Source organism: Paenibacillus sp. EZ-K15 (assembly GCF_002573715.1).
Taxonomy (GTDB): Bacteria; Bacillota; Bacilli; order Paenibacillales; family Paenibacillaceae; genus Paenibacillus_AQ.
Genome location: NZ_PDHM01000008.1, coordinates 227615 through 247681, shown reverse-complemented (window position 1 = coordinate 247681; position 20067 = coordinate 227615). Strand labels below are relative to the sequence as shown.

The 20067-nt window shown below is 45.5% G+C and carries 17 protein-coding genes; 9 read left to right on the top strand and 8 right to left on the bottom strand.

Features of this window, described 5'->3' with window-relative positions:
• The first annotated feature begins 3 nt into the window (after positions 1–3).
• The 5 genes from CRG97_RS05640 (at position 4) to CRG97_RS05620 (ending at position 6819) form a co-directional block, all read left to right on the top strand.
• Positions 4–1527 carry an ABC transporter substrate-binding protein gene (locus CRG97_RS05640; protein WP_161952917.1) on the top strand — a complete coding sequence of 508 codons (1524 nt, stop codon included), beginning with the start codon at positions 4–6 and terminating at the stop codon, positions 1525–1527.
• A 39-nt stretch (positions 1528–1566) separates the two neighbouring features.
• On the top strand, positions 1567–2502 hold the full coding sequence (locus CRG97_RS05635) for an ABC transporter permease (protein WP_098742140.1): 936 nt from the start codon (positions 1567–1569) through the stop codon (positions 2500–2502).
• Between the two features lie 18 nt (positions 2503–2520).
• Entirely contained in the window at positions 2521–3408 is an 888-nt protein-coding gene (locus CRG97_RS05630) for a carbohydrate ABC transporter permease (protein ID WP_076326497.1), read from the top strand.
• Positions 3409–3581: 173 nt separating this feature from the next.
• Entirely contained in the window at positions 3582–5276 is a 1695-nt protein-coding gene (locus CRG97_RS05625; RefSeq protein ID WP_098742139.1) for a sensor histidine kinase, read from the top strand.
• On the top strand, positions 5254–6819 hold the full coding sequence (locus CRG97_RS05620) for a helix-turn-helix domain-containing protein (protein ID WP_161952916.1): 1566 nt from the start codon (positions 5254–5256) through the stop codon (positions 6817–6819). The genes CRG97_RS05625 and CRG97_RS05620 overlap by 23 nt, the downstream gene beginning before the upstream one ends.
• 239 nt (positions 6820–7058) lie before the next feature.
• On the opposite strand, the gene CRG97_RS05615 is transcribed toward CRG97_RS05620, so the two are convergent.
• Positions 7059–7289, bottom strand: coding sequence for an AbrB/MazE/SpoVT family DNA-binding domain-containing protein (locus CRG97_RS05615; RefSeq protein ID WP_098742137.1), 231 nt, complete (start codon positions 7287–7289; stop codon positions 7059–7061).
• Between the two features lie 260 nt (positions 7290–7549).
• A complete protein-coding gene (locus CRG97_RS05610; protein WP_098742136.1) occupies positions 7550–8302 on the bottom strand; it encodes a superoxide dismutase family protein in 753 nt (250 codons plus the stop codon).
• Positions 8303–8996: 694 nt separating this feature from the next.
• Here CRG97_RS05610 and CRG97_RS05605 point away from each other — a divergent pair.
• From CRG97_RS05605 to CRG97_RS05595, 3 genes are all read left to right on the top strand, one after another.
• Positions 8997–10400, top strand: coding sequence for a helix-turn-helix domain-containing protein (locus CRG97_RS05605; RefSeq protein WP_237566304.1), 1404 nt, complete (start codon positions 8997–8999; stop codon positions 10398–10400).
• 687 nt (positions 10401–11087) lie between these two features.
• Positions 11088–12452: a guanine deaminase gene (gene guaD, locus CRG97_RS05600; protein WP_098742134.1), complete on the top strand. Its 1365-nt coding sequence runs from the start codon at positions 11088–11090 to the stop codon at positions 12450–12452.
• 297 nt (positions 12453–12749) lie between these two features.
• Complete coding sequence (locus CRG97_RS05595) at positions 12750–14102, top strand: uracil-xanthine permease family protein (protein WP_098742133.1); 1353 nt, start codon at positions 12750–12752, stop codon at positions 14100–14102.
• A gap of 108 nt (positions 14103–14210) precedes the next feature.
• Here the strand turns inward: CRG97_RS05595 and CRG97_RS05590 are convergent, their stop codons facing one another.
• From CRG97_RS05590 to CRG97_RS05570, 6 genes are all read right to left on the bottom strand, one after another.
• Entirely contained in the window at positions 14211–15119 is a 909-nt protein-coding gene (locus CRG97_RS05590; RefSeq protein ID WP_098742217.1) for an EamA family transporter, read from the bottom strand.
• Positions 15120–15315: 196 nt separating this feature from the next.
• Entirely contained in the window at positions 15316–15690 is a 375-nt protein-coding gene (locus tag CRG97_RS05585) for a hypothetical protein (protein WP_202618873.1), read from the bottom strand.
• A gap of 339 nt (positions 15691–16029) precedes the next feature.
• Positions 16030–16782 (bottom strand): superoxide dismutase family protein, encoded by a 753-nt coding sequence (locus CRG97_RS05580; protein WP_098742132.1) that lies wholly within the window; start codon positions 16780–16782, stop codon positions 16030–16032.
• A gap of 166 nt (positions 16783–16948) precedes the next feature.
• A complete protein-coding gene (locus CRG97_RS33195) occupies positions 16949–17095 on the bottom strand; it encodes a hypothetical protein (protein ID WP_202618872.1) in 147 nt (48 codons plus the stop codon).
• Between the two features lie 115 nt (positions 17096–17210).
• Positions 17211–17462, bottom strand: a complete 252-nt coding sequence (locus CRG97_RS05575) for a hypothetical protein (protein WP_098742131.1) — start codon at positions 17460–17462, stop codon at positions 17211–17213.
• 227 nt (positions 17463–17689) lie between these two features.
• Positions 17690–18328, bottom strand: a complete 639-nt coding sequence (locus tag CRG97_RS05570; RefSeq protein ID WP_098742130.1) for a TetR/AcrR family transcriptional regulator — start codon at positions 18326–18328, stop codon at positions 17690–17692.
• A 126-nt stretch (positions 18329–18454) separates the two neighbouring features.
• On the opposite strand from CRG97_RS05570, the gene CRG97_RS05565 reads away from it, so the two are divergent.
• Positions 18455–20023 carry an FAD-dependent monooxygenase gene (locus CRG97_RS05565; RefSeq protein ID WP_098742129.1) on the top strand — a complete coding sequence of 523 codons (1569 nt, stop codon included), beginning with the start codon at positions 18455–18457 and terminating at the stop codon, positions 20021–20023.
• The last annotated feature ends 44 nt before the right edge of the window (positions 20024–20067 follow it).

The following is a 20067-nucleotide window of genomic DNA, read 5'->3' as shown; positions in this document are numbered from 1 at the left end:
AAAATGAAACGAATACTGTCATGCGCACTGGTTATTATAACAGCGCTTTCAATCCTTACTGGTTGCGGAGGCAAAGATGCGGGAACTGGTGCTAAGAACGAGGGACCTGCCGCTGAAGGAGACTTGAAGGAAAAGGAGCTTGTGAAGCTCAACGTTGTGATGATGGGATCCAGCAAGAAAGATACCGCCGAGGTCGTGGAGGCCGTTAACAAAATCACGAGAGAAAAGCTTAACGTCGAAATGGACCTTACGTACATTGCTTACGGAAGTTATGTACAGCAGACAACGATGATGATGGCCTCCGGTAAGGGAGTGGACTTGCTTCCGATCTACATGACGCCATTGGCTACGGTTGCCAACAACGGTCAGATCATCCCGCTTAACGATTTGCTTGAGAAGTATGGTCAAGACCTCGTTAAAGAAATCGGTCCTGAGTACATCGAGAGCGGACGCATAGGCGATGACATTTACGGCATTACGACAGGTCGCGACCTTGCCAAGGCCTACGGCTTCCAAATGAGAAAAGACTTGGCGGATCAATACAACATCGATTACGCCAATATCAAAACACTCGATCAGTTGGAAGAAGCGCTGACAACGATCCGCAAGAATGAACCTGACGTGATCCCTGTCGTTCCATCGAATGGTGAGCTGGTTCGTAACTGGGGCTGGGATACGCTCGGCGACGATATGACCAACCTTGGTGTATTGATGGATTTTGGCAAGGAATTAAAGGTTGTCAACTTGTATGAAACGGACTTATACAAAGATTTTGTTACACGCATGCACAAATGGTATCAATCCGGTCTCATCATGAAAGATGCGATTAACAATACGGAAAGTACCGGCACGCTGATGAAAGCAGGCAGCGCATTTGGTGGATTTGCCAACCTGAAGCCTGGATTTGCCGTTCAGGAGACAAGAAATTGGAACACGGAAATCGTCGTATCCGAAATCATTCCTCCTTATACAACAACCTCTGACGTACAAATGGCTACATGGGCGATCAGCAGCGGCAGCGAACATCCTGAAGCCGCTATGAAATTGCTGAATCTGATGTATACCGATCCTGAAATTGTGAATCTCTTGATCTACGGTATTCAAGACAAGCACTATGTAACGGTTGGCGATGCTGTGAATGGACAATCCATGATCGATTTCCCTGAAGGCGTGAATGGCGGCAACAGTGGATACCCGCCGACTGGAGGCTGGATCTGGACGAACCAAACCATTGGTCATGTATGGAAAGGAAACCCGGCCGATTATTGGGAAGTTCAGAAGGAATTTAACAATACTGCCATCCGCTCTGCAGCATACGGCTTCACCTTTGATTCAAGCCGTGTACGAAACCAGATGACGGCGGCGTCCAACGTCGTTGCTAAGTATCACGAAGCTTTGATGTGCGGGGTTCTTGACCCTGAGACGGCGCTGCCGATCTTCCAGAAGGAACTGAAGGATGCCGGCATTGACGACATTATTGCCGAGAAGCAATCCCAACTTGATAAGTGGGCTGCTAACAATAAATAATCTTTTTTTCGATTATTGGCTGAAAGGAGAATGGCCATCATGGCGGCACCAAAGGTAAAAAGAGCTGGAAAAACCAGTATTAAACGCTTTATTCCCATGTACATCATGATGATTCCAGGCCTTATTTACCTGCTGATCAACAACTATGTACCAATGGCTGGCATCATCATCGCGTTTAAACATATTAACTGGAATAAAGGCATCATCGATAGCCCGTTTGCAGGCCTAAGCAACTTTGAATATCTCTTCAAGACGAAGGAGGCATGGATCATTACCCGAAACACCCTGGGATACAACCTTGCTTTTATTATTTTGGGGACTGTCTTAGCCGTTGCCATTGCCATAGTCTTAAATGAAATTCGTTCGAAGTTTTGGAAAAAGAGCTACCAAACGATTATCCTGCTGCCTTATCTGATTTCCATTGTTGTCGTAAGTTATCTTGTATTCGCCCTGTTTAGCTCCGAGTCCGGTTTTATCAATCACTCCATTCTGGAGCCTCTCGGACTGAAGAGCATTTCATGGTACACGGAGCCGAAATACTGGCCCTATATCTTGACGATTGTGCATCTATGGAAAACCGTCGGGTATAGCTGCATCATCTACTACGCGACCGTAGTCGGCATTGATCGGGGCTACTATGAAGCGGCTGTAATTGATGGGGCGAACCGGTGGAAGCAGATCGTTCATATCACATTGCCTTCTCTGAAGCCAACGATGATTACGCTCGTGCTGCTTGCAATCGGAACGATATTCTATTCCGACTTCGGACTGTTCTACCAGGTACCGATGGATTCCGGTCCGCTTTACGATGTTACCAATACGATTGACACCTATGTTTATCGCGGCTTGATCAAATTGAACGATGTGGGCATGTCCTCTGCCGCAGGTGTGTACCAATCGCTGGTCGGATTCACGCTTGTCTACATCGCCAATCGACTCGTTATTAAATTCAGCAAAGAGAACGCGCTATTCTGACGCAAAGGAGATTCGAACATGGTTGATAATAGTAGAGCGTTTCAGATCATAGCGAATATTCTAATGTTCTTGTTCATGATATTCTGCTTGTTTCCGTTTGTACTGCTAGTCGTCTCTTCCTTTACCGATGAGGGCACACTGATCCGGAACGGTTACTCGCTGTTTCCCGAGAAGTTCAGTTTGGAAAGCTATGCGTACATGTATGAAAGACTCGATACGATTGTACGTGCCTACGGCATCACTGTCTTCGTCACGGTTGTCGGCACGGTTACCAGCTTGATAATCACCGTATTGCTGGCTTACCCTCTCTCCAGAAGAGATTTGCCCCATCGCGGAAAATTCGCTTTCTTCGTCTTTTTCACGATGCTGTTCAACGGCGGGTTAGTACCTACCTATATTATGTGGACCCGCTATTTAAACATTGATAATACAATTTGGGCTTTGATCATTCCCGCCCTGCTGCTCAATGCCTTCTATGTCATCATGATGCGTACGTACTTTACGACGACCATACCTGACGAAGTCATTGAAGCCGGAAGAATCGACGGTGCCGGAGAATTCCGCATTCTCTTCCGCATCGTTCTCCCCATGTCGCTGCCGATGGTCGCGACGCTGTCGCTCCTCATTGGACTCAACTATTGGAACGACTGGAGAAACGGTCTGTATTACTTAACGGATCATAGCTTGTTCAGTGTACAAAATATGCTGAATACGATGCTGCAGGATGTTAGATTCCTTGCAAGCGGGGGAGCTGGCGGCAACGCTAGTGAAATTGCATCCAATATGCCTAGCGTAGGGATTAAGATGGCGATCGCCGTCGTCGGGGCTTTACCGATTATGATGGTGTACCCATTCTTCCAAAGGTATTTCGTAAAAGGGATTACGGTTGGAGCCGTTAAAGGTTAGACCTTGCTTTCTCACAAAAAAGGACAAGAAGCACAGCATGAATGTTCATCACCTTGCTGGCCTATTGTCCTTTTTTTGAAATCATGATTTTCATGGAAATAACTTGTTCAGCCTGATCCAGATGTCTTACGTGATATAATATACAAACATATTAAATCCTAGGTGACCACATCATGAAAAGAAGGTACAGCGCTTCATTTAAAATGAATATATTTCGCGCATTATTGGTGATTACGTTCCCGCTAATCGGGATGCTGCTTGCGTTCAACTTCTATTCCTATTACGCGTTTAATGCGAAATTTGTCGAATCGAATCAGCAATCCTACGCATTATACGCTCAAAATTTGCAAAACGATCTGGATGCCATCGATAATTTTTTATCCAACGTTGCCGTAAGCGATTACAATTATGCAACGCTGAGCAGTCCTGTCAGCGCGCTTCGGGCTCATGTTGCGTCTCATGAAATTATGACGCAATTCAATACGGCTCTGAACTCGTATGACTTGGCTAACGCTTTTTTTATATATAGTGCTATCAATGACACTTATCGCGACATTTTTGATAACGGGTACAGTTATGAAACGAAAGAAGCCATTCGGCTGCAGATGCGTACATTGACGCAGCAGGCAGAGAACCATTATAACGCGGGTTGGCTCGCTTTCGAAGTTGAAGGTAAAGCCTATCTTTTCAGACTGCTCGGAAAAAACGGCACGTATGCCGCTGCCATGGTGGATTTTGATCAGATCCATTCGATGGATCTTGTGCAAAAAGGAACCGAGGTGATTTACGCCAACAATCAAGGCGCTCCGCTGACGAATAAACCATTCGTCGCAGACCACGAGCTCCAATTAAACGAATATAACAACAACTTTATCATGATCAGCCAGCCCATTCAGAATACGAACCTTCAATTGATCTTTGCTGTACCGAAGCCGGATGTATTCAAGGGAGGGCTTGCTCTATTGTTCGCGCTGTCCTTGTTCACGATTATACTTGTGATCATCAGCTTATTCTTCTTCAACCGGTCGCTCCTCTCTCCTTGGCATCGCCTGATGACGAGCATTGGCAAAGGCTCAGCACAGGAGCTAAGAGAAGAATACCGCATCGAAGAGTTCAAGCAGGTAGGTGCAGCATTTAACCATTTGACAACCCAGGTCAATCACTTGAAGATTGTCGCCTATGAACATGAGATTGAACGGCAGAAGGCAGAGCTGCAGCATTTGCAGCTGCAAATTCGCCCCCATTTCTTTCTGAACTGCTTGAAAAGCCTGTACGGGATGGCCCAGCAGCAAAGCTACGAGCGCATTCAGCATATGATCCTGGCGATATCCAACCACCTACGCTACAATTTCAAGGATAATCTGCAGCTTGTCTCCCTTCAGCAGGAGCTAGATCATGTTCTGAACTATATTCGGATTCAGCAAATTGCTCATCATGTTCCGCCGCTGTGTGAATACAGCGTCGATAGCGCCTTGAAGGATTTTACGATACCGCCTCTATCCATTCAGGCCTTCGTGGAGAACAGCATCAAATATGCAACGAAGCCGAATGAACAGCTGCGGGTCGAGATTAAAGCGATTCTGCTGGAGAGTGACGATGGAGATTATGCGGATATCACCATTCAGGATAATGGCGACGGCTTTACGGATTCGATTCTGCATGAGCTGAATCATGGGGACAGCAGCTTCTATAAGGATGCCCATATCGGAATCAGCAATGTGCGTCATCGCTTGTCCATGCTGTACGGGGAGCGGGCCATGCTTGCCTTTTTCAACACAGAGAAAGGTGCGGTTGCCGAAATCATAATCCCGATCCATGCAAGAATACAAGGCAAGGAGGAAGCTTATGAACGTTCTAGTGGTGGATGATCAATATGATGTTGTGCAAGGAGTTATAGCAGGAGTCAATTGGCAGGAGCTGCATATCGATCATGTGTATCCCGCGTATGGCCCGGACGAAGTCAGAACACTATTAAATCATCATCATGTACATATTATGCTGTGTGACATCGAAATGCCGCTGGAGAATGGACTGGAGTTGTTCAAATGGGTAAAAGCTCAATTCCCTGCCATTGAGTGTATCTTCCTGTCTTCTTATTCCGAATTTGAATATGCGCAGGAAGCCATTCAGCTTGGCTGCTTCGATTATATTCTCCAGCCTGCCAGGTACGAAGATATTCAAGCATCCATTGAGCGTGCGATCCATAAGATTCATGCCAATACCCACATGCGGCAAATTTATGAGTATGGTGCCTATTGGCGGCAAAATGAAGAATTGCTGCTCGAGAACTGTGTCCGCAGCTTCATGCTGGATTCCCGAATGCATCCGCAGCAGCTGCTGCGAGATTTGAGCAATATCCATATTTCCGTCTCTGCTCACGCCCAATTCGGTTCCATCCTGATCCAGCTTACGAATTCAAATCCGAACATAGAGACCATAAAATATGAGCTGAGAAGTATCGTATCGAAGCTCATAGAGCCTTATAACCTCGACCTGCTGTTCGTGCAGCTGGATCAGGTGAATTATTTGACACTTCTTTATACGGAGGGTGTATTCGATGCCCCCATCTCGGAATTGATGAAGCAATTTATCGACATGGCACAAAATGAGCTCGGCTGCTCGGCTGCCTGCTATATTTCGGATATCGGGGAACCGGAAAAGCTTAAACTACACTATAAAGCACTCTGCCATATGCGGCAGCAAAATGTCGCTTTATACAGCAAAGTCTTTACGATGCAGCATCTGAACAAGATCAAGGATAGTTCCTACTCCTTTCCCAACATGCAGAACTGGTCCATGCTCATATCCCATAACAGCATTAAGAACGTGCGGGATCAGATCCATAGCTACCTCCTTCAGCAAAAGCAGTTGGGGATTATGTCTGCTGAATTTCTGGCCAGGTTTCATCAGGACTTTATCCAAATATTCTTGACAGCGGTTAACCAGCTGAAGCTGGAAGTGAACGACATCTTTTTTGAGCAATATCCTTATGCCGACTATATCGAAGCTTATACATCACTGGATAAGATGATCGACCTGGTCCATTTCACGCTTGATTATGTTCAAGAGCATGCCGGAGAGGCTGACCATGCCCTTTCCCCCATTGAACGAGCCATTGATTACATCAATCAGAACATCGAGAAGAACTTCAGCCGTGCGGAAGTAGCGGAAGCCATCTATCTGAACCCGGAATACTTATCCCGGTTGTTCAAGAAAGCGAAGGGCATATCCCTGAATGACTTTATTATCACGCGGAAAATGGAAATCTCGAAATCATTGTTAATGAGCACGCACATTCCAGTGCATCTCATTGCTTCCAAGGTAGGTTACTCCAACTTCTCTTACTTCTCCCAGGTGTTTAAAAAACACTGCGGCCTCACCCCGCTCGAATATCGGCAGCAGCAGGGCTGAAGGGGGGAATGATGGATAGATTTAAGCGAATATTGAAATTAAAGCAGAGGGATCTAAGAATCTTAGAAGATTCTCGGGTCTCTCTGCTTGTTCTCTTCTTCTCACTAATACACAACAATCTAATAAGCTCCAAATCTCTGCCGATGCCCGATTGTTCTGTGTAGCTCTTCAATAGCTTCTTAAGGCTCTTGGATCGTGGATTAAATTGAATCCATACCAAGTCGCGCGATAATATTCTTTTACCGTGACTCCCGTCCTTGCGGCTCACCCGTTTGGACCTCGGAATGGAGATTATCAGGCGTTATTTTCGAAAGTAGATCTTCCAATGTGTTGGTCCGTGGTTTGATGACAAGATGACCATCTTTAACGTCAAGATCGATTTCTGATCCCTCCTCAAGCCCTATCTCCATAGCCAGTGCCTTAGGGATGCGAATCCCTAAACTGTTCCCCCATTTTTGAACTTGCGCCATGCTACCACCTCACACAAGTGTTATATGAAGTATGAACATTTTTTTGGAATGAAGTCAAATTATCGACCTTTCGATAAATAATACATAGATCCTTTGATTACCTCAGACTTATTTCACAACAACAGCATTCCTGAAGGCAAGATTCGTTTCCTCTTTCCGCTTCCTCCTGCACAACCACCACAAAAAACGCACCTCCCTAGAGAGATGCGTTTTTCACTGGCTCTATGCTATAAACCACGTGTTACCTGTAGCTTGCAGGATTACTCCGGGATATTTCCCCCGGCCACCCGATCGCCGGAATTTCCGGATGGATCGGTTACTTCGTCATCTTCGCCGGCATGAATGATCAGCGAGCGTCCCAGTACGGAGTTCGGCTGGTTCTTTTCAAGAGTTCCATGCTGAATGATCATCTCCGCTTCAACGGTGCCGTCTGCACCTACGACCAGATTCGGCATATCGCCAACATGGCTTCCTTGCGGATGCTTAAGGCCATGGTGCTTGTCGGTCGGATTAAAGTGCCCACCAGCAGATTTGAAATCCCCATCTTGGATCGCGTTCTCATGCACATGGAAACCATGCTTGCCTGGTATGAGGCTGGATGCGGTAATCTTCACTCTCACCCCGTCATTGATCTGCTCCAAGGTAGCGGAACCAACAGACTCCCCCGCCGCATTGTACAGCTTGACTACAGGATGCCCCAGAGATTCCTTCCTGGAAGCCTGGCCCCAGTACACCGGTTGGTTAACCGGATCCGAAACCATGCGAGCGGGTACATCGCTGCTGCCGGTAGGAATCTTAGAATCCGAGTTCGCCGTCCCTTGTTTCGCAAATGGTCCGTCAGTGGTGGAGTCGTCCTTGCCGTTAACGTAGTGGCTTATTTTAGACATCGTGTGTTTAATCGCATCTAAGGTTCCTTCGGGATTCGCGGCAGCGAACAAAATCCCTGTAAACAGCAGGGCTCCGGCCACAAAGGCGCCAGCCATATATTTTAACTTGTTGGTCTTCTTTTTCACTTCATCGCCTCCTGAATGATGTTATTCATTCATCTCCCAATCCCCTGATTTTATACGTCTAAGTCGTTATTTTATGGGATATGAGGCGTTCGGCGTTGGTCATTAATTCCAAAGATATTTACAAATCGATACGCACTTTTTCACTTCTCCCGCCCACATTCTATTCACACAGCTTCCAACACGCCTATATATCAAATTCGTATCCAATTGTTACTAAGGTTTAATTAAAAAAAACATATTCTCAACCTTTCAAATTTAAATATCGAATATAATAAAATCTTCTAACTAAATAAAATGGCTGAAATAGACTTGACCAAAGTCATACTCAAACAAGAAATAGATAATTACACCACCTATTTTTATTCAGAAAAAGAAGATGATGAACATGTGACTGCGGCTATAAAGAAAGATTGGAAAGAATATTTTTGAAATGGGTCACGTTGGTTACTCTGTTCAAAATACCGGTCAATATACAGTTAGTCGGGACAATGCACTTGATGAGACTTATATAAAAATTAATGTATCTCCACCTTCTTTGCGGTATGTCCTCGTAAATGAAATTTATTAAAATCCCCTCTATAAACCAATTTTGGAAAAAAGGAAGAATCCTGACGAAATTATTGACCAATGGTGTATTTATGCATTAAGTTAATACTATAATTCATTTTCCTGAATATGGATATGGATCTGGAGGGTGATACCATTGGTTCCTACAGACATCTCAATCAGCACTGAACTCGTTAAATACATAGAAAAAGAAAACTTAAGTATCTCTTCTTTTGCGAACCGTGCAGGAATCAATTCCGGAACGCTCAGCCGTTTCATTAACGGTCAGCAACAGCTATCCGTTTCTGGCCTTGATTTAATAACGAAAGCGATGAATCTTGAAGAAGGTTACTTTTATACTGCCTACGCTAATGAGTCATCCCTGAACTGGAGGCGACTTGGTCCTTTTATTATGAGATGTGCTGAACTCGGTAAACTCGAGTGTATTTCTCACACTGTAGATATGATGGTGGATGTCCAGGCTTATGCTCCCCAACTATTCGACAGTGCAGAAGTGTTATACCATAAAGGTAACCTAGCAGCGGCACTGATCATCTACAAGAAAGTAGCAGAGGGTGAAAAATATCGGCATTCTGAGCGATTAGGTTGGTGCCAATATCGTATCTTTACCTGCTCGTTAAACTCCGATCAAGAAAATAACTTAAACTGCATCATCCAGTTTGAGGCCTATGTTCAAAGGCTTCCGGAAGCCGTACAGTTGGAGGCTCTAGAAGCCCTAACCAACACTCTACTTTCCCTCCAAAAGTGGGATAAAGCTAAACACTATGCACGGGAAATGGGAAGAATTTCGAGATTTCTTTATACCGTACATAATCATAAAATATCTAAAAGTAAGAAGAAAAATGTAACTCCTAAAAAACCTTTATTCGGTTATATCCTTTACTCTGATTTGATACTAGGCTCAATTGCAGCAGAAAAATCTAATTATAATGAAGCTTTATTTTATGTTTCCTGTTATGAAAATCAATCATGGATTGTGGAATCAGATGCAGTTTCTGAGGGTATCAAGAAAAAATTTACCAATTGGGCCAAAGGAAATCGCTATCTTTATCAATTAATGAATGGCAACTTTCAAGTAATCGACGAGTATATTGAGTATATTTCTTCTCTTGAAAATGAAATATTAAGAGCACTCTTTAGAATTGTACACGCAGCTATTGTATATCATTGGAATATTGATAAGTATCTAGAACAATATGAGAGTGTTATAAGAGAGTATTATGAACAAGGATGCGTGGTAGGAGACTATAACCAACAAATAATAAATGATCGGTTTGCCAACTTTCTCGCCGAAATTGGTGAATATTATATAAATCAAGGAAATATCCATAAGGGCACAAGATTTATATTGGATAGTTTAAATGTCTCGTATAAAATTAATAATACAGCTAATATAGTAAAGTGCTGTTCGACAATCGAATATATTCGGCATGAGATCGACCCGTTAGATCTACTAAGATACTCCCAATTAATGAAGGAGGTTCATAATCGTAATGAGAAAAAAGTGGACGAAAATTGCTTGCATTCTTAGCTTCATATGTGCATTCGTATTTATTAACAATTTCACTATTACTGCCAAAGAGGAGCAATTAAAGCCCACTTTTCCTCCCCACATAATTAAAGCAAATAGCCATGGTGAGGGTGGGGGCTGGTAATATCCTGAATTGCATCGGTGAAGGAGGCAGCTTATGCTGCCTCCTTTGTCATTGTCTTTTTTCTGGACCCGTTGTAAAGTAGGCACATTTACAATATGGCCAGAGCATCTTCGAAGCGGAAAGAGTACAGATGCATGAATATGACCATATATCTGCATCAATGGATTGTGCATCGCTATAGTTCGTATCAATGTCAAACAGGCCCTGCGGGTAATCCACTGCATACCAGAATAAGCGGAATAGCCATGTGGAGAAGTCTTCATTACAATTCCCCTTCAAATCTCAAAAATAATGGCAGCTTCGAGTTATTCTGTGAGGGCCAGCTGATATCCTCTTGTTTATACAAAAAGACTGCGGATAGTATCTTTCATGAAGAATCAGCCCCGATATCCCCAAGACAATTCCGAATGACCGCAATCGTGTGGTTCCTGACCTGTCATCATGATGAATTTTTCGATATTGACTTAGGCTCGCATCTATTCGCCTTTAAACTATGGACTTATCTTTTTTAACGGACTATAATGACAAAAGCGCTCCAAAAAACGAACATTAAGGCGGTAAATATGAGTAAATATATGTTATTATTTCAAGGGACTTCTTTTTCAAGCAAATCGCCCAAAGAAATTCAAGTATTGAGAGACTATCTTTATTGCATCAACACGGACGGCATAATTGAGCGAATCGTGGCACCGGAAGAAGCCGACTATCAATCCCTGCTCGATACGTATCAAGGCAGCGACAGCTTTCATCGATTAGAGGAAGGACAGTATTTCTTGCCTGGTTTTGTCGACTTGCATGTTCATGCCCCGCAATGGGCTCAATCCGGAACCGCATTGGACATTCCGCTCTATGATTGGCTGAATACCTATACCTTCCCGCTGGAATCGAAATTCTCCGATCTGGAGTTTGCGCAAAGAGTTTACGACGATGTGGTAAGCACCCTGCTGGCCAACGGAACAACGACGGCCCTTTATTTTGCCACGGTGCATAAAGAAGCCAGCTTGTTGTTAGCCCAAATCTGTGCGAGCAAAGGCCAGCGCGGGCTTGTCGGAAAGGTCGTCATGGACGATCCCGAGCAGAATCCGGATTACTACCGCGATACGGACACATCCACGGCACTGGCGGATACCGAAGAATTTATTATCGCTGTACAGGAACTCGCCAAGACCACGAAACAAGGCGTGTATCCCGTCGTCACTCCACGCTTCATTCCAAGCTGTACTGATGAGGGGCTGAAGGGGCTAGGCGAGCTGGCAGCTAAATACGATACGTATGTACAATCCCATTGCAGCGAAAGCGATTGGGCGCACGGGTATGTGAAAGATCGATTCCAGAAAAACGATGCGTTTGCCTTGCATGATTTTGGCCTACTGCGCGATAAATCGGTCATGGCTCATTGTAATTTTCTCGATGATCAAGATGCAGAATTGTTCGCTGACACTGGCACCGCGATCGCCCATTGCCCGATATCCAACGCGTATTTCGCCAACAGCGTCATCCCGGTCGCCCGCTTCCATGCCAAAAATGTCGAGATCGGCCTAGGCTCGGATCTATCCGGCGGCTTCTCCCCCAGTCTCTTCGATAATATAAGACAAGCCGTGATGTCTTCCAGAATGCTGGAAGATGGCGTGAACACCTCTCTTCCTGCGGAAGCTCGCGGCGTGCCCGAGTCGCGGATTACGGTCCATGAGGCATTCTATCTGGCTACGGCCGGGGGCGGTAATAGTCTGAGCTTGCCGATCGGTCGCATTCAAGAAAACTACGTGTGGGATGTGCAGGTGATCGATACGAGACTTCCATCTGCAAAGCTGCCAATTTTTGATGAGTTTGAAGACATACAAGATATTTTCCAGAAAATCATGTATTTGGCACGGCCTGAGCATATCCGCGAGGTGTGGGTGCAAGGGGAAAAAGTTCATACGCGTTAAGAAAGATAGAGGTTGTTCAAAAAGTCGTCTTTTGATCACGAAGGGAGTCAAGAAGTAACTCGGCATCGAATCTTGAATTCAGCCCGGGTCTTCCTGTGCTCACGTACCCAAAACAGCAGATGCTTTCGAAGGCGTTTTCTGCGAAAACGTGTAGCTCCGCTCCTCAGCCCCTAGCTTCATTCAACTGAAGCGTTTTGAAAAAACGCACATCGGAAGCATAAGCTTCGGTGCTGAAAATCCGACTTTTTGAACACGTACTTAAAGCAATTCATCCTAACATTCGAGGTGTCCAGCGGAGTGAAAACACAAGCAGAAGAGCAAAATGACACGCAAACAAAATCACAGCATTTAACGGTTCCGCCCGACGGCAAAATTTCATTCGGGAAATCCGCCATTCTCGGTTTACAGCATGTCGTCGCGATGGACGTCTATGTCGTCCCTTTCCTGATTGCCATGCTAATTGGCTTGGCGCCCAATCAGTCCAGCGCATTAATTCAATCCACGTTTATTGCTGCCGGGCTTGCCACAATCGTGCAAACGTATTTCTGTATGAAGCTGCCGATGGCGCAAGGTCCTTCCTATGTTCCACTCGGTGCGATTGTCGCCATTTATGCCGCCAGCGGCGGCGGGGAGATGGGTTGGAGTTCCGTGCTGGGCGCGAGCTTAATTGGCGCGATCCTCGTGATGATTTTGGGGTATACGGGAATTTTTAATAAAATCGTTACATCCTTCATCCCGCCCATTGTCGGGGGCACGATCATCTTCATTGTCGGTCTGTCGTTATTGCCTGTTGCCATCCGAGACAATATCTATGGCGCCACGGATGCTACCATCAATCAGAACGTGCTGCTGGCCCTGATCTCAGCTGGTGCACTCATCCTCTTCGTAATCCTGGGTTCTTTGTTCAGAACAAGAGGCGCGATATTCCGAGTTACGTCCGTCATGATCGCATTGATAATCGGATGTATCTCGGCCAACCTTATGGGTGTCTTGGATTTCAGCGCTGTCGCGAACGCCAAGTGGTTCAGCATGCCGCAGATTCCGTTTAAGGATTTTGGCTTTTCGTTCGACTTCTCGGCGATCATCACCATGATCATTATTTATCTCGTACTGCTGGCGGAAACGACGGGTACATGGTTTGCCATCAGCAACGTCATTGATAAACCGTTAACGGATAAGAACATTAATCGTGGCGTTATTGGTGAAGGGATTAGCTGCCTAATCGCTTCAGGACTCGGCTCTACGCCGGTTACCGGCTATTCCACGAATGCAGGGATTATCTCCATCACGGGTGTGGCCAGTCGTCGAGTCTTCCTTGCGGTAGGTGGATGGTTTGTCCTCTTCGGCTGCTCCGGCAAATTAGCCGCACTGATCTCCTCGATCCCAACCGCCGTCATCGGCGGCGTATTCGCCATCGTCTGCGGCATCATCTCGATTAACGGGATCCAGGTCATGAAGAACGTAAAAATCGGTGAAAAAGAAATGTACACTATCGCCATCCCGATGATATTGACACTAGCCTTAGTGCTCATTCCGAAAGATTTCTTGTACACGTTGCCTACGTTCGTGCAGTATTTGCTGGGCTCGCCAATTCTGGCTGCTTCACTTGCAGCGATCTTGTTGAATAAATTGTTGCCGAGTGCGAAGTAAGTTGTAGAGCCATCGGAATCATACACATGCTAAACGGGACTGCCCCCAAAGAAACTACGTTCAGCGTAGGCATTGAGGGCAGTCTTTTATATATGAACTTTTTGCAGTTTATAGTTCTTCTACCTGATGAAGTAAGGGTTTCGGGGATTTTTTTCGTATCCATACCGGCAAAAGTTGTGGAGTGGCAATTCCAAGCAGAACAACGATTATCCCAACCCATCGAAGCACCGATACCTCTTCATGCAGAACTAACACCGAAGCCACTACAGCGGCCGGTAACTCTGCCGCACCCAGTATGGCCCCCAAACCTGAGCCCAGCTTCGGAACACCGATGGAAAAGAAAAGGACCGGAATAACAATCCCTAGCAGCCCTAAAGGAAGACCAAACTTCCAAAGTCCTTCTGCAATCGCACCATCATAAATGAAGGAAGGCGAAAAAACAATCAAAATAATGATCATGGCACTAGTGGTCATATATAAGCTTTTATTCACGGCAGGAACCTGTGTAGCCACTCTCCCGCTTACAAATATATATAAGGCAAACGACACAGCTGACATTAAGCCGAAAATAACACCTTTTGCCGTTATCCCACCAACGCTTGGTTCAAGAATCCCCCCTGCTAAAATCGTACCTATAAGAAGGATGATCATCGAAATGCATTTCTCACGACTAGGGAACTTTCTATCGACGACTGCCTCCAGAATTACCCCAATCCAAGTAAATTGAAATAAGAGTACGATCGCAATCGAAGCAGGTAATTCCTCCACGGCATATCCGTAGAATATACCCGTTAAACTGATGGTGATTCCAGCGCCTAATAGCGAGAGCGACCCCAGCTTTTTCCGGGAAAATAATAATACTAGCAGGAGCAGCATGCACCATCCAAAAAAGTACTGTGATCCTACCAACTGCTGCATTTTAAATCCGTCATTCATTCCAAGCTTGATGATTGTAGAAAGTGATCCATAACTACATGCACCTAAAAAAACAAGTAAAGCATATTTCAGAAACCTCATATTCATTGTAAGCCTCTTTCCTTTCTGGTAAATAACATAATAAAGCCCCTTGTCAGTGAAATGACAAGGGGCGAATGAAACCAAAGAATATTTCTTTGACAAAATTCCGCCACTCCATCCATAGGATAGAGTTTGGTTTATTTAATTATGCAATCCATTGCAACAAGAGTTATATTATGATAGATCACATACGATGTCAACTGGAAAATCGGTCAAGCCGTTTCAAAAACAGAATGGACCTTGGTTCACTAGAATCATTTAAAGTCATATCCGCAAAATGACCAAACAACATAAAGAAAATAATAGCTAGTATCAATAATAAAATTAAATAGAAGATCAGCACAATTCTAGCTGCGAACCAGTTAAAACGCTCATAAACTTGGCTTGCTATAGCTTGAGTCGGTCCGAATAACGGAAAGGACAAAACCATCAAAAACTCTAAATCATGGACAATCCATCGGTAAAATCTATTCCCAAGCGTTTTACTAAACAAATATAAACAAGCAAATAGTAAATTAAAAACAGTAAAAGCCCCAATTACACCAAATACAACGGTAATAATATTAACCATGCATATAACATCCTTTACACCGGCTTTTTCATTAGGATATTTACGAATCTAATGAGAATCAACCTAAGCACATCATTCATAAAGTCCATCTAACAATCCCATGGTTATATTGTACAGCAGCCCTGTTCTAGCCCAAACCGGAACTTCAATGATCCCTCCATAGTATAACAGTCTAACGTAATGACTTATCCTCCAGCTTACACCTTACATAAAATGCTCCGCCAGGTCTTTCTATCGGACGCCTATGCACTACCATAACAAAAAAACGCACCTCCATGTGAGATGCGTTTTTCACTGAATTTCAAATGTTACAAACCGCATGTGCTGCAACTTGGCAGATTACTCCGGGATATTTCCGCCCGCCACACGGTCGCCGGAATTGCCCGCTGGGTCGGTAACATTGTCATCTTCGCCGGCATGAATGATCAGCGAGCGCCCCAGCACCGAGTTCGGCTGGTTCTTTTCAAGCGTTCCATGCTGAATGATCATCTTCGCTTCCACGGTGCCGTCTGCGCCTACGACCAGGTTCGGCATGTCGCCGACATGGCTTCCTTGCGGATGCTCAAGGCCATGATGCTTGTCGGTCGGATTAAAATGCCCACCGGCAGATTTTAAATCCGTTCCCTGAATTGCATTCTCATGCACATGGAATCCATGCTTGCCTGGAGTGAGGCCGGATGCGGTAATCTTTACCTTCACCCCATCATTGATCTGCTCTAAGGTAGCGGAACCAACAGACTCGCCCGCCGCATTGTACAGCTTGACCACGGGAAGTCCCAAAGAGATCGTTCTGGAAGCTTGCTCCCAATACACCGGTTGGCCTACCAAATCAGATACCATGCGAACAGGCACATAGGTCGTGCCGTTGTGAATAATGGAATCCGGGGCTGCCGTCCCTTGGTTCATGAATTGACCAGCTGGTGTAGATTGGTCCTTGCCATTGACGTAGTAGCTTATTTTAGACATCGTGTGTTTAATCGCATCTACGGCTCCTTCGGGATTGGCAGCCGCCAGCGAAAATCCAGAAAACAGCATGGCACCAGCAAGAAATGCTCCGGCCATATGTTTCAACTTGTAGGTCCTCTTCTTCACTTCATCGCCTCCTGATGATGGTATCCATTCATCTCCCAATACCCTGATTTTATATATCTCAACCGTTATTTAGCGGGATTTGGGGCTTTCGGCGTTATTCATTGATTCCCAAGACAGATATACGATCGAATAACCTACCTAAACTAGCACTTTGTATAATCTCCAGCTACTGAACAGAAAAAGAAACTGGTTCCGATAACGGCGTTAACGCCCCTCTTGCAAAATGAGTTCTCTTTTCAGGATTTGTACCTACTATGATCGTTCCCTCTTCCTTATGATCAAATGCGAGACTAACCGTCATAATTTTATCCATCTATATGGACTCCTTTACCTTTCATCAATGTATAATGAAAACCCACCGACAGTATTAACCTCCAGTGGGTCTTTCGTTCTAAACCCCCTAATATGTTGTCATCTTGCGCATTATTTCAACTGAAAAATTGTAGGTAGTCTCCAGGCTCGGTTAAAAATTCAATGGCTAAACCAGCAATCGCTATTAACACACCATATAGAATATTAACTTTTTTTTCACTTATTTTTGTTTTTTCAAATACAACCAACAACGATATAAGAATAACTAAATAAGCTATATTTTCAGCACCACTAACCAAATTAGATAAAACCATAGAAATTCCTAGTGCAAATACGAACAAGGGAATCCTTAATTTTATCATCTTCATTTCCTATGTTCACCTATTCCGGTTGTCAGCTTGATTCCACGTCTGTAAAAGTGTGAATCACCGAGACTGTTCCTGTCAATTCCTGATCCCCATATTCATCGAACAAACGCACTTTGGCGACACGACAGGAGATTGTTGGCTTAGCGTATTATTTCCATCAAATTGGCGACCCCACCAGTCTTTTTTTTGCGTGAAGCAAAATCGACGATCAGTACGATGTTTGATTTTCAGTTTTGAACGGTGCGCGGTGCATAAGCGCAAAGAAAGACGCGCACCCCTTCAGTGATAATACGTTTGGTTTGTTCCTCCTCCAATGTCCCGGTTTTCGGTTGATTAAATACCAATAAAAACGTTAATGCAGCGAAGTGCTTTGCAGCCATTTGAGGATCGGGCACATTGAGCAATCCGGTTTGTCCAAACTCTGTAAACCTCCTGATAATTCCCTCTTCCGTCGCGTTATCCAGCTTTTCAAAAAACGAATCTGGCAGATTGGCGGCTTCCATCATAACCAGACGGATCAAAGCCTTGTAATCGGACGAACCGTTCGCAGAAGCTACGATTTGTTCGCAAAATAAGATGAGCGTCTGCTCTAGATCCTCAAACTCCAAGAGATGGTCTGAAATCCCTTGCTCAATCATGTCCAGAACTGCTGAACTGGTTTCTTCCACAACGGCAAGCAGTAAGTTCTGTTTGTCGCCATAATAATCATAAACTGTCCGTTTGGAAACTCCCGCTTTGGCGGCGACCGCATCGACGCTGGAACGATCAAATCCCTCCGACAGGAACAGGTCTCGTGCTGCCGCAATAATTTTAGCTCGTTTGTCTGCAGAGCCTTTGCGAATTGTCTTGTTTTCCATACTATCCATTCTTGCGTTTCCCCCTTATGGCTATACAATCAGAAATCGAGTAGAGTTCCGCTTTACAAATTACACTGCACGGTGTAGTATAACGAACATGGCGAATCAAATCAATGAACAAGGAGGTTTCTATCCATGAACACCATGCTGTCTTTTGTTGATGTTCTCATTGTCGGGGCCGGGCCCACAGGGCTTACACTTGCCTGCGACCTTGCCCGTCGAAACATTGGCCATCGTATTATTGAACGAAGCACCTTCTATAGCGTAGCTTCTCGCGCCAAAGGGATCCAGCCCCGATCTCTTGAACTCGCCGATGATTTGGGGGCTGTTCCCTATATTATTGACACAGGAATCGTGAATTTGCCTGTTCGTTATTATACCGCAAATGGCGGGAGCGTTGACAAGCCATGTATAACCGTACCAGCCAGCGCCGAACTTGAGACACCCTTCCGTGATCCGGTCTGGATTGCTCAATTTGATGTGGAAAAAGCATTGCGTGATCGATATGCAGAACTTGGCGGTCAAGTTGAGTTGGGCGTGGAAGCTGTAGGGCTCGTTCAGGATTCTGATGGCGTTACGGTAACCATAAGTACGCCACAAGGAACAAGGCAAATCCGCGCTCGATATGTAGTCGGCGCTGACGGAGGCAAAAGCAATATCCGCAAGTTCATTCATTTGTCGCTTGTTGGGCAAACCTACGATAATGAGCGGTGGTATCTTGGCGATGTACGACTGGAAGGGCTGGAGCGTGACCGTATCCATATCTGGACTTCTCCGGAGGGGATGATCGGGGTGACGCCGCTGCCGAAAACCGACATTTGGCAGCTGCAAGCTACCATACCGGCAGACATCAAAGAACCAGAGCAGCCTTCGCTAGAGGCGTATCAAGCCATGTTTGACCGTCGAGCCGGTGCCGGACGTGTTCGGCTCACAGATGCTTCCTGGCTGTCCATCTACCGGGTCAACGTCCGCGTGGTCGACCATTATCGCAACGGCCGCGTCTTCCTCGCCGGCGACGCGGCACACGTTCATTCCCCGGCAGGTGGCCAGGGCATGAACACGGGGATGCAAGACGCCTACAACCTCGGATGGAAGCTCGCTGCGGTATTGCAGGAAGCAGCGGACGCAGCCTTGCTCGATACGTATGACGAGGAACGCCGTCCGATCGCTCAAGCAGTCCTTCAGGACAGTTCCAAGAAGATAAGAGCGGTCACAGAGACGGTGACGGAGAGCGGATCGTTGTCCCAATCCATGAGCAGCATATCCGACGATCTGACGAGCGGACTTCTCATTTCCTACCGATCAAGCTCTCTGACTCGACCTACAGCTCGAACGTACGTCAGCCCTCCATTGCCCGGAGATCGTGCTCCTAATGCCACGGGTCTTCAAGGCACAGGGTTTGCCGAAAGTGTCTTTGACCTGTTGCGCGGCCCGCACTGGACGCTTTTGGTCTTTGCAAAATGTACTGATCCTTCCCTGAAGAATTTCGCCAACGACGAACTCCATGTGCATTGCATCCTGCCATCGCATGTGGAGGGAGGGGAAGGCATAATCGACACAGCAGGGAATGCCTATCGAATTTACGATGTGGCAAGCGAAGAACTCGTATTGATTCGTCCCGACGGTTACATCGCGCTGCGCACCTCCATTGAGGATACCTCATCGATCTCGCATTACATGAATTCTATTTATCGCGGAAACTGATTTGGACAAGGCCGGCAGGCATCTTTTCAACATCTCAGGTAGCC